At 60.9% G+C, this 13,469-nt stretch carries 18 protein-coding genes; 11 read left to right on the forward strand and 7 right to left on the reverse strand.

Annotation, left to right across the window (positions count from 1 at the left end; all coding sequences use genetic code 11):
- Positions 1-77: 77 nt before the first annotated feature.
- Complete coding sequence (locus ACO77H_RS26110) at positions 78-506, reverse strand: NINE protein (RefSeq protein ID WP_170042155.1); 429 nt, start codon at positions 504-506, stop codon at positions 78-80.
- 249 nt (positions 507-755) lie between these two features.
- On the opposite strand from ACO77H_RS26110, the gene ACO77H_RS26115 reads away from it, so the two are divergent.
- Positions 756-1,391 carry a C40 family peptidase gene (locus tag ACO77H_RS26115; RefSeq protein ID WP_170042154.1) on the forward strand — a complete coding sequence of 212 codons (636 nt, stop codon included), beginning with the start codon at positions 756-758 and terminating at the stop codon, positions 1,389-1,391.
- A gap of 76 nt (positions 1,392-1,467) precedes the next feature.
- Here ACO77H_RS26115 and ACO77H_RS26120 read toward each other — a convergent pair whose 3' ends face one another.
- A complete protein-coding gene (locus tag ACO77H_RS26120; RefSeq protein ID WP_170042153.1) occupies positions 1,468-2,502 on the reverse strand; it encodes a type IV pilus twitching motility protein PilT in 1,035 nt (344 codons plus the stop codon).
- Positions 2,503-2,559: 57 nt separating this feature from the next.
- Between ACO77H_RS26120 and ACO77H_RS26125 the strand changes: the two genes are divergently transcribed.
- From ACO77H_RS26125 to ACO77H_RS26165, 9 genes are all read left to right on the forward strand, one after another.
- Positions 2,560-3,246 carry a YggS family pyridoxal phosphate-dependent enzyme gene (locus tag ACO77H_RS26125; RefSeq protein ID WP_170042152.1) on the forward strand — a complete coding sequence of 229 codons (687 nt, stop codon included), beginning with the start codon at positions 2,560-2,562 and terminating at the stop codon, positions 3,244-3,246.
- Positions 3,247-3,279: 33 nt separating this feature from the next.
- Positions 3,280-4,098, forward strand: coding sequence for a pyrroline-5-carboxylate reductase (proC, locus tag ACO77H_RS26130; RefSeq protein ID WP_057440375.1), 819 nt, complete (start codon positions 3,280-3,282; stop codon positions 4,096-4,098).
- 9 nt (positions 4,099-4,107) lie between these two features.
- Positions 4,108-4,698 (forward strand): YggT family protein, encoded by a 591-nt coding sequence (locus ACO77H_RS26135; RefSeq protein ID WP_057440376.1) that lies wholly within the window; start codon positions 4,108-4,110, stop codon positions 4,696-4,698.
- 162 nt (positions 4,699-4,860) lie between these two features.
- Positions 4,861-6,000: a homoserine O-succinyltransferase MetX gene (gene metX / locus ACO77H_RS26140; protein ID WP_169954935.1), complete on the forward strand. Its 1,140-nt coding sequence runs from the start codon at positions 4,861-4,863 to the stop codon at positions 5,998-6,000.
- 7 nt (positions 6,001-6,007) lie between these two features.
- Positions 6,008-6,628: a methionine biosynthesis protein MetW gene (metW, locus tag ACO77H_RS26145; protein ID WP_029300485.1), complete on the forward strand. Its 621-nt coding sequence runs from the start codon at positions 6,008-6,010 to the stop codon at positions 6,626-6,628.
- Between the two features lie 21 nt (positions 6,629-6,649).
- Positions 6,650-7,084 (forward strand): DUF4426 domain-containing protein, encoded by a 435-nt coding sequence (locus ACO77H_RS26150; RefSeq protein ID WP_029300487.1) that lies wholly within the window; start codon positions 6,650-6,652, stop codon positions 7,082-7,084.
- Positions 7,081-7,677 carry an RdgB/HAM1 family non-canonical purine NTP pyrophosphatase gene (gene rdgB / locus ACO77H_RS26155; protein ID WP_169955044.1) on the forward strand — a complete coding sequence of 199 codons (597 nt, stop codon included), beginning with the start codon at positions 7,081-7,083 and terminating at the stop codon, positions 7,675-7,677. The genes ACO77H_RS26150 and rdgB overlap by 4 nt, the downstream gene beginning before the upstream one ends.
- The gene (hemW, locus tag ACO77H_RS26160) at positions 7,674-8,876 is read left to right on the forward strand and encodes a radical SAM family heme chaperone HemW (protein WP_432754739.1); all 1,203 of its coding nucleotides are present in this window, start codon (positions 7,674-7,676) and stop codon (positions 8,874-8,876) included. The genes rdgB and hemW overlap by 4 nt, the downstream gene beginning before the upstream one ends.
- 18 nt (positions 8,877-8,894) lie before the next feature.
- On the forward strand, positions 8,895-9,218 hold the full coding sequence (locus ACO77H_RS26165) for a DUF3392 domain-containing protein (RefSeq protein ID WP_034116244.1): 324 nt from the start codon (positions 8,895-8,897) through the stop codon (positions 9,216-9,218).
- 138 nt (positions 9,219-9,356) lie between these two features.
- Here ACO77H_RS26165 and trmB read toward each other — a convergent pair whose 3' ends face one another.
- The 4 genes from trmB to ACO77H_RS26185 all read right to left on the reverse strand — a co-directional run bounded on the left by trmB (position 9,357) and on the right by ACO77H_RS26185 (position 11,594).
- Positions 9,357-10,082, reverse strand: coding sequence for a tRNA (guanosine(46)-N7)-methyltransferase TrmB (gene trmB, locus ACO77H_RS26170; RefSeq protein WP_432754740.1), 726 nt, complete (start codon positions 10,080-10,082; stop codon positions 9,357-9,359).
- 9 nt (positions 10,083-10,091) lie between these two features.
- Entirely contained in the window at positions 10,092-10,886 is a 795-nt protein-coding gene (locus ACO77H_RS26175) for a thiazole synthase (protein WP_017845016.1), read from the reverse strand.
- 55 nt (positions 10,887-10,941) lie between these two features.
- Positions 10,942-11,142 carry a sulfur carrier protein ThiS gene (gene thiS / locus ACO77H_RS26180; protein ID WP_162947777.1) on the reverse strand — a complete coding sequence of 67 codons (201 nt, stop codon included), beginning with the start codon at positions 11,140-11,142 and terminating at the stop codon, positions 10,942-10,944.
- Between the two features lie 71 nt (positions 11,143-11,213).
- On the reverse strand, positions 11,214-11,594 hold the full coding sequence (locus tag ACO77H_RS26185; protein ID WP_076963151.1) for a DUF423 domain-containing protein: 381 nt from the start codon (positions 11,592-11,594) through the stop codon (positions 11,214-11,216).
- Between the two features lie 74 nt (positions 11,595-11,668).
- Here ACO77H_RS26185 and mtgA point away from each other — a divergent pair, with 74 nt between their 5' ends.
- Entirely contained in the window at positions 11,669-12,391 is a 723-nt protein-coding gene (gene mtgA, locus ACO77H_RS26190) for a monofunctional biosynthetic peptidoglycan transglycosylase (RefSeq protein WP_170042150.1), read from the forward strand.
- 170 nt (positions 12,392-12,561) lie between these two features.
- On the opposite strand, the gene rpoH is transcribed toward mtgA, so the two are convergent.
- Entirely contained in the window at positions 12,562-13,416 is an 855-nt protein-coding gene (gene rpoH, locus ACO77H_RS26195) for an RNA polymerase sigma factor RpoH (protein WP_003176698.1), read from the reverse strand.
- Positions 13,417-13,469 lie beyond the last annotated feature (53 nt).

Below are 13,469 nucleotides of genomic sequence, written 5' to 3' on the forward strand. Positions count from 1 at the left end.
ACAAATAGGTCGACTGATACACCGCTTTCGCGAGCAAGCCCGCTCCCACAATTAGATCCTCACAAGGCTGGAGATGATCAGCGACCGCCCAACCGCTCGGCATTGCGGATCGAAACCTGCGTATTCAACGTCCAGAAGTCATACAGCACGCCAATCAGGAACAAGCCGCCGGTCACCAGGTACAACAGGCCGGTGAGCCATTTGCCCTGATACATGCGGTGCAAGCCAAATACCCCAAGAAACGCCAACAGAATCCACGCCACGTTGTATTCAATCGGCCCGGCGGTAAAACGCAGGTCGGCTTCACGGTCCATTGCCGGGATCAGAAACAGGTCGATCAACCAGCCAATCCCCAGCAAACCAAAGGTGAAGAACCAGATCGTCCCGGTCACCGGCTTGCCGTAGTAGAAGCGGTGTGCCCCGGTAAAACCGAAGATCCAGAGCAGATAACCGATCATCTTGCTGTGAGTGTCCTGTTGCGAAACATCCTGTCGATAGGTGTTCATGAATGACCTCTTTTGCCTCGATAGATAAATATTTCTAGTTTCTTTGTGACTTTTTTACAGGCACCCGACGTACGGCAAATGCTATCGTCGCTTCCCTCAAAGCCTTATGCCGCCTGACTTGTGTAGGACAATTGCGACAGTTCGTCGCGGTTTTCCTGATTTTGACGTCAAGGTTCAGTCGACAAACGGCCTGAGAAAGACACTAAAAGCTGTTATAAAGTTGCGCGCAAACCAACAAGAGCCTGCCTTATGCGACCATTTTTAAAGACATGGCTAACCATTTGCCTATTGATGCCACTGGCCGCCCACGCCACCAATCGTGAGCAACGACTTCCGAACGTTAATGGTTTCACCCCTAAAGTTCACGCCACTACCAGCTCCGCCAAATCGGTAAAGCTCAGCGTCAAGCGCCCGGCTCAACTGAGCAAGGCCAACGTTAAAGCAGTTCCCGGCCTGGTCGCGAGCAATAACCAGCAAAGCAGCAAAGTCTTGAGCCGTGCGGTCAACGTGCTCGGTACCCCTTATCGTTGGGGCGGCAGCAGCCCAAGTAAAGGCTTTGATTGCAGTGGTTTGGTGAAATACGCCTTCAATGATGTAGCTGCGGTGGACTTGCCACGCACCTCCAATGCCATGGCCAGCGGCCACGGGCAGAAGGTTGATCGCAAGGATTTGAAGCCCGGCGACCTGTTGTTCTTCAAGCTCAAGAGCCGCCAGGTCAACCATGTAGCCATTTACCTGGGCAACGACCGTTTTATCCACGCACCACGCCGTGGCAAGTCGGTCAGTATCGACACCCTGAAAAAACCGTTCTGGAACAAGAACTACGTGATTGCCAAGCGCGTGCTGCCCAAAGAGCAGAACAACCTGCGGATTGTGCAGCGCTGACAGTAAATGCAAATGTGAATGCTGGCTTGTGTGGGAGCTGGCTTGCCTGCATCCCAGGCAAGCCAGCTCCCACATCCTATATATCTGCTGGCACCCGCGCCTGCCCCCGCGCCTCTTCGCGACTAATCAGCCCCTGACCGACCAACACCTTCAAGCTCATATCCAACGTTTTCATCCCCAACGCCCCACCTGTCTGGATCGCCGAGTACAACTGCGCCACCTTGTCCTCGCGGATCAGGTTACGGACCGCCGGCGTGCCGAGCATGATTTCATGGGCCGCCACGCGCCCGCCGCCGACTTTGCTCAATAACACCTGGCTCACCACCGCCTGCAGCGACTCCGAGAGCATCGAGCGGACCATGGCCTTTTCCCCAACCGGGAACACATCCACCAGCCGGTCCACCGTCTTTGCCGCCGAACTGGTGTGCAGGGTGCCGAACACCAGGTGCCCGGTTTCAGCCGCTGTCAGGGCCAGGCGGATGGTTTCCAGGTCGCGCAACTCCCCCACCAGGATTACATCCGGGTCTTCGCGCAACGCCGAACGCAGGGCCATCGAGAAACTGTGGGTGTCGCGATGCACCTGGCGCTGGCTGATCAACGCCTTGCGCGGTTCGTGGACAAACTCGATGGGATCCTCAAGGGTCAGGATGTGCTGCTGGCGGGTGTTGTTGAGGTAATCGACCATCGCTGCCAGGGTGGTGGACTTGCCCGAGCCCGTGGTACCTGTCACCAGCACCAGCCCCCTGGGCAGCTCGGCGATGCGCCGGAATACATCGCCAAGCCCCAAGGCTTCCAGGCTTTGGACCCGCGAGGGGATCGCGCGAAACACCGCGCCCATCCCCCGGTGCTGGCGGAACACATTGGCGCGAAAGCGCGCGACACCCGGCACTTCAAAAGAAAAATCCGTTTCAAGAGATGTTTCGAAATCCTTTTGTTGGTGTTTATTGAGGATCGGGCTGAGCAGGTCGGCCAGTTGGGCAGCACTCAGCACCGGCCAATCCAGCGGCAGAACCTCACCATCAACGCGCACCCTCGGCGCCAGCCCTGCCGACAGATGCAGGTCGGAGGCGCCCCGGCTGACACTTGCGGCCAGCAGTTCAGTGATGTCCATAGGGCTATCCATTTCCAGTAGAATGCCGCGGACTCCATATCCACGGGCGCAACTTGAATGTCGACCATAGCAGACAATATCGGCCTGGTTAGTGAGCGCATCCGTGCCGCGGCCCGGGCCGTGCAGCGCGATGAAAGCAGCGTCCACTTGCTGGCCGTGAGCAAGACCAAACCCGCGCAAGCCGTGCGCCAGGCCCATGCCGCAGGGATACGCGACTTCGGCGAGAACTACTTGCAGGAAGCCCTCGGCAAACAGGCCGAATTAACCGACCTGCCCTTGAGTTGGCACTTCATCGGCCCCATTCAATCGAACAAGACGCGCGCTATCGCCGAGAACTTCGCTTGGGTGCACTCCGTGGACCGCCTGAAAATCGCCCAACGCCTGTCCGAACAACGCCCGGCCGACCTGCCGCCGCTCAATATCTGCATCCAGGTCAATGTCAGTGGCGAAGCCAGCAAATCCGGCTGTACACCCGCCGATTTGCCAGCATTGGCCGAGGCGATCCAGGCCCTGCCCCGCTTGAAGCTGCGCGGCCTGATGGCGATCCCCGAGCCCACCGACGACCGCGCGCAGCAAGATGCCGCGTTTGCCGCCGTACGAGACTTGCAAGCGAGCCTGAACCTGGGGCTCGACACACTTTCCATGGGCATGAGCCATGACCTTGAGTCGGCCATTGCCCAAGGGGCCACCTGGGTGCGGATCGGTACCGCCCTGTTTGGCGCCCGCGACTACGGCCAGCCATGAAATGGCTGACTTCCATCTGAGTAAGGACCTGTCATGAGCAGCACGCGTATAGCCTTTATCGGCGCCGGTAACATGGCGGCCAGCCTGATCGGCGGCCTGCGGGCCAAGGGCCTGCAAGCCTCGCAAATTCGCGCCAGCGATCCGGGCGCCGAGACCCGTGCCCGGGTGAGCGCAGAACACGGTATCGAAACCTTCGCCGACAACGCCGAGGCCATCCAGGGCGTCGACGTCATCGTGCTGGCAGTCAAGCCACAGGCCATGAAGGCCGTGTGCGAAGCCCTGCGCCCAAGCCTGGCGCCGCAGCAACTGGTGGTGTCGATTGCCGCTGGTATCAACTGCGCCAGCATGAACAACTGGCTCGGCGCCCAGCCCATCGTGCGTTGCATGCCCAACACGCCATCATTGCTGCGCCAAGGCGTCAGCGGCCTGTACGCCACCGCCCAAGTGAGCGCCGCCCAGCGTGAGCAGGCCCAGGAGCTGTTGTCGGCCGTGGGCGTGGCCCTGTGGCTGGAAGAAGAACAGCAACTGGATGCCGTCACCGCCGTGTCCGGCAGTGGCCCGGCGTATTTCTTCCTGCTGGTCGAAGCCATGACCGCCGCCGGTGTGAAGCTGGGCCTGCCACGGGAAATCGCTGAGCAACTGACCCAGCAAACTGCCCTCGGCGCCGCGCATATGGTGGTGTCCAGCGATGTAGACGCGGCCGAGTTGCGCCGGCGCGTGACCTCGCCCAATGGCACCACACAGGCGGCCATCGAATCGTTCCAGGCCGGGGGCTTTGAAGCCCTGGTCGAAAAAGCACTGGGTGCCGCCGCGCACCGCTCGGCCGAACTTGCCGAACAACTGGGTCAATAAGGAGCCAATATGATTGGTTTGAACACCGCCGCCGTCTATGTACTGCAAACCCTCGGCAGCCTTTACCTGCTGATCGTGCTGTTGCGTTTTGTCCTGCAACTGGTACGCGCCAACTTCTACAACCCGCTCTGCCAGTTCGCCGTGAAGGCCACCCAGCCACTGCTCAAGCCGCTGCGCCGGGTGATCCCGAGCCTGTTCGGCCTGGACATGTCTTCGCTGGTCCTGGCGATCCTGGTTCAACTGGCGCTGATGGCCCTGACGCTGCTGCTGACCTACGGCACCATGGGCAATTTCCTGCAACTGCTGGTCTGGGCCCTGATCGGCGTGACCGCGCTGTTCCTGAAGATTTTCTTCTTCGCCCTGATTATCAGCGTGATCCTGTCGTGGGTCGCACCGGGCAGCCATAACCCGGGCGCCGAACTGGTCAACCAGATCTGCGAGCCGGCATTGGCGCCGTTTCGCAAGATCCTGCCGAACCTGGGTGGCCTGGATATCTCGCCGATCCTTGCGTTCATGGTGCTCAAGCTCCTGGACATGCTGGTGATCAACAACCTGGCGGCAATGACCATGATGCCGGACATCCTGCGCTTGCTGATCTGACCTTTGGAGGAGCCGGCTTGCCGGCGATGGCACCCGCGAAAACGCCATCGCCGGCAAGCCGGCTCCCACAGAAACAAGCCGTCATCAGCCAGGACAAGGTTCGCTTGCCGCTGGCCCCCCCGCTCTTTAGACTTACGCCTCATTTAAACGAGAGCAGGGTCGATGCCAGCTGCCTTCCCCCCCGATTCTGTTGGACTGGTCGTGCCCCAAGTGGCGCACTTCAGCGAACCCCTGGCCCTGGCCTGCGGTCGATCGCTGCCGGCCTATGACCTGATCTATGAAACCTACGGCGAGTTGAACGCCACGGCCAGCAATGCCGTGCTGATCTGCCACGCCCTGTCCGGCCATCACCACGCCGCTGGCTACCACAGCGCCGACGAGCGCAAGCCCGGCTGGTGGGACAGCTGCATCGGCCCCGGCAAGCCCATCGACACCAACAAATTCTTTGTGGTCAGCCTGAACAACCTTGGCGGCTGCAATGGCTCCACCGGCCCCAGCAGCCTCAACCCGGAAACCGGCAAGCCGTTTGGCGCCGACTTCCCGGTACTGACCGTCGAAGACTGGGTGCACAGCCAGGCACGCCTGGCCGACCTGCTGGGCATCCAGCAATGGGCAGCGGTGATCGGCGGCAGCCTGGGCGGTATGCAGGCCCTGCAATGGACCATCACCTACCCCGACCGCGTGCGCCATTGCCTGGCCATCGCCTCGGCCCCCAAGTTGTCGGCGCAGAACATCGCCTTCAACGAAGTGGCGCGCCAGGCGATCCTCACCGACCCCGAGTTCCACGGTGGTTCGTTCCAGGAAGCCGGGGTGATTCCCAAGCGCGGCTTGATGCTGGCGCGGATGGTTGGGCATATCACCTACCTGTCGGATGACTCCATGGGCGAGAAATTCGGCCGTGGGCTCAAGAGCGAGAAGCTCAACTACGACTTCCACAGCGTCGAATTCCAGGTCGAAAGCTACCTGCGTTACCAGGGCGAGGAGTTTTCCGGGCGTTTCGACGCCAACACCTACCTGCTGATGACCAAGGCTTTGGACTACTTCGACCCGGCGGCAAACTTTGACGACGACCTGGCGAAGACCTTCGAGGGGGCCAGCGCCAAGTTCTGCGTGATGTCGTTCACCACCGACTGGCGCTTTTCGCCGGCCCGCTCGCGGGAACTGGTGGATGCGCTGATGGCCGCCCGCAAGGACGTGTGCTACCTGGAGATCGATGCACCGCAAGGCCACGACGCCTTCCTGATCCCGATCCCGCGCTACCTGCAGGCGTTCAGCAACTACATGAACCGCATTACATTGTGAGAAAGCCATGAGAGCCGACCTGGAAATCATCCAAGACTGGATCCCCGCCGGCAGCCGCGTGCTCGACCTGGGTTGCGGCGATGGCGAACTGCTGAGCTGGCTGCGCGACAACAAGCAAGTCACCGGCTATGGCCTGGAAAACGACCCGGACAACATCGCCCAGTGCGTGGCCAAGGGCATCAACGTGATCGAGCAGGACCTGGACAAGGGCCTGGGCAACTTTGCCAGCAACAGCTTCGATATCGTGGTGATGACCCAGGCCCTGCAGGCCGTGCACTATCCGGACCGGATCCTCGACGAGATGTTGCGCGTCGGCCGCCAGTGCATCATCACCTTCCCCAACTTCGGCCACTGGCGCTGCCGCTGGTACCTGGCCACCAAGGGCCGGATGCCGGTATCGGACTTCTTGCCGTACACCTGGTACAACACGCCCAACATTCACTTCTGCACCTTCGAGGACTTCGAAGCATTGTGCAGCGGGCGCGAAGCCAAGGTGATCAACCGCCTTGCCGTCGATCAACAGCATCGCCACGGCTGGGCGAGTAAGCTATGGCCTAATCTTTTGGGTGAAATCGGGATTTATCGGGTCAGCAGTCCTGGCCTGACCGACCACCAGATTGCCGTCTAACCATTTTCGAGGAGGACGATCATGAGTCGCCTGGCTATTTTTCTACTCACCGCCTGCCTGGGCGCCAGTGCCATGGCCGCCGGCCCTATCGACAGCAATCGGCAGAAGGCATTTGGTGATATCACCGTGCACTACAGCACCTTCACCTCCAGCTTCCTGCAACCCGAGACAGCCCAGGCCGTGGGCGTGGTGCGCAGCAAGAACAAGGGCATGATCAACGTTTCGGTGATCAAGGGCGTGGAGCCCGTGGCGGCGCAAGTGACCGGCACGATCAAGGACCTGACCGGCAAAAGTGAAATGCTGACCTTCAAGCAAATCACCGAAAAAGGCGCGATCTACTACCTCGCCCCCTACTCGGTGCCGCAGCAGGAATTCCGCACCTTTACCATCAATGTTGAAACCGGCGGCAAGGCCCACGGTTTCAGTTTCACCCAAGAACTGTTCCCGGCCGAATAATGAACCTGACACAACTCGTACTGGCCAGCCATAACGCCGGCAAACTCAAGGAACTCCAGGCCATGCTCGGCGAATCGGTGCAATTGCGCTCGATTGGCGAGTTCAGCCAGGTGGAGCCGGAAGAGACCGGCCTGTCATTCGTCGAAAACGCCATCCTCAAGGCCCGCAATGCCTCGCGCATTTCCGGCCTGCCGGCACTGGCCGACGATTCGGGCCTGGCGGTGGACTTCCTCGGCGGCGCTCCTGGCATCTACTCGGCGCGCTATGCCGACGGCAAAGGCGACGCGGCGAACAACGCCAAGCTGCTGGACGCCCTCAAGGACGTGCCGGACGCGATGCGCGGCGCGCAGTTTGTCTGCGTGCTGGCGCTGGTGCGGCATGCCGACGACCCGCTGCCGATCCTCTGCGAAGGCTTGTGGCACGGGCGCATCCTGCATACGGCCAGCGGCGAGCACGGGTTTGGCTATGACCCGCTGTTCTGGGTGCCGGAGCGCAATGTGTCCAGCGCCGAACTGAGCCCCGCCGACAAGAACCAGATCAGCCACCGCGCCCGCGCAATGGATCTGCTGCGCCAGCGCCTGGGCTTGAAATGACCCAGAACACCTCCGCGCAGCCCCTGATCCTCGGTGGCGCGCAAACACCTCGGGCGGCCTTGCCAGTGCTGCCGCCCCTGGCGCTGTACATCCACATCCCGTGGTGCGTGCGTAAATGCCCCTATTGCGACTTCAACTCCCACACCGCCAGCAAAGTGCTGCCGGAAGAAGAGTATGTCGACGCGCTGCTGGCGGACCTGGATCAGGACCTGCACGCGGTGTATGGCCGCGAGTTGAGTTCGATCTTCTTTGGCGGCGGCACGCCAAGCCTGTTCAGTGCGGCGGCGCTGGGCCGGTTGCTGGAGGGTGTGGAGCAACGTATCCGGTTTGCCAGCGATATCGAAATCACCCTGGAAGCCAACCCCGGCACCTTCGAGCAAGAGAAGTTCGTCGCCTACCGCAAGCTGGGGATCAATCGCCTGTCGATTGGCATCCAGAGCTTCCAGCAGGAAAAGCTCAAGGCCCTGGGCCGCATCCACAACGGCGACGAAGCCGTACGCGCCGCCGGCATGGCACGCCAGGCCGGGTTCGATAACTTCAACCTGGACCTGATGCACGGTTTGCCCGATCAATCCCTGGACGACGCCCTGGGCGACCTGCGCCAGGCGATTGCGCTCAAGCCGACCCATCTGTCGTGGTACCAACTGACCCTGGAACCCAACACCGTGTTCTGGAACCAGCCGCCGACGCTGCCGGAAGACGACACCCTGTGGGATATCCAGGAAGCCGGCCAGGCCCTGCTCGCCGAACACGGCTACGCGCAATATGAAGTCTCGGCCTACGCCCAGCCGGGCCGGCCCGCGCGGCATAACCTCAATTACTGGAGTTTTGGCGACTTTATCGGCATCGGCGCCGGCGCCCACGGCAAGCTCAGCCATCCAGACGGGCGCATCGTGCGCACCTGGAAGACCCGCGCACCGAAGGACTACCTCAACCCGGCAAAAAGCTTCCAGGCAGGCATGAAAGAGCTGACCAACGAGGAACTGCCCTTCGAGTTCCTGATGAACGCCCTGCGCCTGACCGAGGGCGTGGAAGCCAAGCTGTATGCCGAGCGCACCGGCCTGGACTTGACCAGCCTGGATCAAGCCCGCAGGGATGCCGAACAAAGTGGCTTATTGCAGGTCGAACCGTCACGCCTGGCGGCCACGGACCGTGGGCAACTCTTTCTCAATGACCTGCTGCAGAAGTTTTTGAGCTGATCGCTCTAAGGAAATCGAATGGATCTGGTACTCGACCTGCTCGCCACCGTATCCCGCTGGAGCCGTAGCAACCTGTCGGAAATCTCCCTGGCGCTGGTAGGCTGCCTGTTGGTGCTGTTCGGCGCCGACATCAAGGGCTGGGTCGAAGCGCGCCTGGGCAGCATCGCCGGCGCCTTGCGCGTACCGTTGATGGCCCTGCTGTGCATGATCGGCAGCGGCGCTGCGCTGATCTACGCCACGCCGTGGATTGTGCGGGGGTTGAGCCAGTTCAATAACTACAGCCTGGCACCGGTGCTGTTGGTGGTGCTGGTGTTGATTGGCGTGGTTGCCGACCGTCGCTGACTCAAAGCCCACCACAAAACAACTGTAGGAGCTGGCTTGCCTGCGATAGCATCACCTCGGTGTATCAGTGATACCCAAGTGACGCTATCGCAGGCAAGCCAGCTCCTACAGTTGGTCGCATTCCAGTTTTCTGGCTGATCAAGCCAGCTTTTCGAACTTCAAATCCCAAACCCCATGCCCCAACCGCTCGCCACGGCGTTCGAACTTGGTGATCGGACGTTCGGCCGGGCGTGGTACGCACTGACCATCTTCGGCCAGGTTGCGGTAGCCAGGGGCGACGTTCATCACTTCCAGCATGTACTGCGCATACGGTTCCCAATCGGTGGCCATGTGCAGGATGCCGCCCACCTTGAGCTTGCTGCGCACCAGTTCCGCGAAGGACGCCTGGACGATACGGCGCTTGTGGTGACGACTCTTGTGCCATGGATCCGGGAAAAACAGCATCAGGCGGTCGAGGCTGTTGTCGGCGATGCAGCGGTTAAGCACTTCGATCGCATCGCAGTCATAGACCCGCAGGTTTTTCAGGCCCTGGGTCAGCACGCCGTTAAGCAGCGCGCCCACGCCCGGACGGTGCACTTCCACGCCGATAAAGTCTTGCTCGGGCGACGCCACAGCCATTTCCAGCAGGGAATGGCCCATGCCGAAGCCGATTTCCAGGGAGCGCGGGGCAGAACGGCCAAACACCTGGTCGAAGTCCACCGGCGCATCGGCCAGGGGCAAGACGAACAGCGGCGCGCCCTGGTCGAGGCCCTTTTGCTGGCCTTCGGTCATGCGCCCGGCACGCATCACAAAACTCTTGATGCGGCGGTGCTTGGACTCGTCGCCTTCTTCCACGGGGTTCGGCGTTTCGTTTGATTCAGTCATCAATGGCTCTTACTTGATCAGACCATCCAGCGGCGAGGAGGCGCTGGCGTAAAGTTTTTTTGGCATACGCCCGGCGAGGTACGCCAGGCGGCCGGCGACAATCGCGTGTTTCATGGCTTCGGCCATCATGATCGGCTGTTGCGCATTGGCGATGGCCGAGTTCATTAGCACCGCTTCGCAGCCCAGTTCCATGGCGATGGTGGCATCGGACGCGGTACCGACGCCGGCATCCACCAGCACCGGGATCTTGGCTTCTTCGAGGATGATCTGCAGGTTGTACGGGTTGCAGATCCCCAGGCCAGTACCGATCAGGCCGGCCAGCGGCATCACCGCGATGCAGCCGATCTCGGCCAGTTGGCGGGCGATGATCGGGTCATCGCTGGTGTAGACCATCACGTCGAACCCTTCCTTGACCAGGGTTTCGGCGGCCTTGAGGGTTTCGATCACGTTGGGGAACAGGGTTTTCTGGTCCGCCAGCACTTCCAGCTTCACCAGGTTGTGGCCGTCGAGCAGCTCACGGGCCAGGCGGCAGGTGCGCACAGCTTCGATGGCGTCGTAGCAACCGGCAGTGTTGGGCAGGATGGTGTAGCGATCCGGCGGCAGGATATCCAGCAAGTTCGGTTCGCCCGGGTTCTGGCCGATATTGGTGCGGCGCACAGCCACCGTCACGATTTCGGCGCCCGAGGCTTCGATAGCCAGGCGGGTTTCTTCCATGTCGCGGTACTTGCCGGTGCCTACCAGCAAACGCGACTGGTAGGTACGACCGGCCAGGACGAAGGGCTTGTCGCTACGAACGATGCTCATGGGAAATCCTCGAGTTGGGGTGAGGTTCTGCAGAATCCGGGTAGTTGCCGCAGGGCTAGCCGCCGCCGATGGCGTGGACCACTTCAACCTGATCGCCTTCGGTGAGGGCGGTTTCGGTGTGCTGGCTACGCGGGACGATATCCTGGTTGAGCTCCACTGCGACGCGACGTCCGGTCAGTTCCAGACGGGTCAGCAGGGCCGCGACGGTTTCACCGTCGGGCAGTTCATAGGATTCGCCGTTCAATTGAATGCGCATGCCACGGGCCGCCATCGTTTTTAGGGGCCAGCATTCTAGCCTGATCGTGACCTGAAGGTCAGCTACAAGCGTCAGGCGGTCAGTTGCAGGCGCCAGGCGGCGAGCCCCAGGCACAGCCAGCCAATCAGGAACGCCAGGCCGCCAAACGGCGTGATGATCCCCAACTTGCCAATGCCGATGGTGGTCAGCAGGTACAGGCTGCCGGAGAACAGCAAGATGCCGATGCTGAACGACACACCGGCCCAGAGCACCAGGCGCCCGGGCACATGCGCGGCCAGCAAGGCCACGCCAAACAACGCCAGGGCGTGCACCAGTTGGTAGGTCACGCCGGTGTGGAATATCGCCAGGTATTCAGCCGTCAGGCTTTTTTTCAGGCCATGGGCGGCGAACGCGCCGAGGGCAACACCGGTAAAGCCGAAAAAGGCCGCCAACATCAGAAAGCCACGCAGCATGAGGAACTCCAGTCAGACTCAAAGGGCCGGGTCTGTATAATGGCCCGCTCAACGGGTTCGGCCAAGCCATCTCTATGCTGCGTGTCCTCTTCAGTCGTTTTCTCAAAGTCGTGAAATGGTTTGTCATCGGCAGTGTTTTGCTGGTGCTGCTGTTTCGTGTCGTCCCGCCGCCGTTTACCGCACTGATGGTCGAGCGCAAGATCGAGTCCTGGGTCGATGGCGAGCCCATTGACCTGCAACGTACCTGGGTGCCGTGGGATGAGATCTCCGATGACCTGAAAGTCGCGGTGATGGCCGGCGAGGACCAGCGCTTCCCGCAGCATTGGGGTTTTGACTTCGGGGCGATCCAGGCTGCGCTGCTGCATAACGAGCGCGGCGGCTCGATTCGCGGCGCCAGTACGCTGAGCCAGCAGGTATCGAAAAACCTGTTCCTGTGGGCCGGCCGCAGTTATTTGCGCAAGGGCCTGGAAGCCTGGTTTACCGGGCTGATCGAAATCCTCTGGCCCAAGCAGCGGATCCTTGAGGTGTACCTCAACAGCGTGGAATGGGACGAAGGTGTGTTTGGCGCAGAGGCGGCAGCGCGGCATCATTTTGGCGTGGGTGCCAAGGGGCTTTCGCGGCAGCAGGCCAGTTATCTGGCAGCGGTACTGCCCAATCCACGGGTGTGGAGTGCCAGCCATCCGACCGCGTATGTGGCGCGGCGGGCGGCGTGGATTCGCCAGCAGATGGGGCAGTTGGGTGGTACTGGCTATTTGAATGAGCTGAACAGTACGCGAAAGGCGCCGTGGGCCAACTGACGCAACATAAAACCTGTAGGAGCCGGCTTGCTGGCGATGGCGCTGTATCAGCCAATCATTGAGAGCCGGTAGATCGCCATCGCCGGCAAGCCGGCTCCTACAGGGGCGCGGCACGAACAAAAATGCCCCGATCTTTCGATCGGGGCGTTTTTTTTCTCGTTCGCTGCGTGTTAGGCGGCGATCGACAGTTTCAGCTTATTCATCGCGCTCTTCTCAAGCTGACGAATGCGCTCGGCCGACACATTGTACTTTTGCGCCAGGTCGTGCAGCGTGGCTTTTTCTTCTGCCAGCCAGCGCTGGTAGAGGATGTCACGGCTGCGGTCGTCCAGCACTTCCAGTGCTTCGTGCAGATTGTGATTGGAGTTGTCGCTCCAATCGGCATCTTCCAGTTGACGCGCCGGGTCATACCGGTGGTCTTCCAGGTAATTGGCCGGCGATTGGAAAGCGCTGTCATCGTCCGCTTCAGCGGCCGGGTCAAAGGCCATGTCATGGCCGGTCAGGCGACTTTCCATCTCGCGCACTTCCCGAGGCTCCACGCCGAGGCTTTCGGCCACACGGTGGACTTCCTCGTTGTTCAGCCACGCCAGGCGTTTTTTCTGGCTGCGCAGGTTGAAGAACAGCTTGCGCTGGGCCTTGGTGGTTGCCACTTTCACAATGCGCCAGTTGCGCAGGATGAACTCGTGGATTTCCGCCTTGATCCAGTGCACGGCGAACGACACCAGGCGCACACCCATTTCCGGGTTGAAGCGTTTCACAGCCTTCATCAGGCCGACGTTGCCTTCCTGGATCAGGTCAGCCTGGGCCAGGCCGTAGCCGCTATAGCTACGGGCGATATGTACGACAAAACGCAGGTGGGCGAGCACCATCTGCCGAGCCGCCCCCAAATCCTGCTCATAGTAGAGACTCTCGGCCAGTTCACGCTCCTGCTCGGGCGTCAGCAATGGAATGCTGTTGACCGTGTGCACATAGGCTTCCAGGTTCGCACCCGGGACCAGAGCATAAGCAGGTTGCAAAGAAGTGGTCATACGAAAAAACCTCCGACTCACATAACTCGTGCAGTTCAGCACTGCGAAAATTG

The organism is Pseudomonas sp. WMBT8 (assembly GCF_050916005.1).
In the GTDB taxonomy this organism is placed as follows: domain Bacteria; phylum Pseudomonadota; class Gammaproteobacteria; order Pseudomonadales; family Pseudomonadaceae; genus Aquipseudomonas.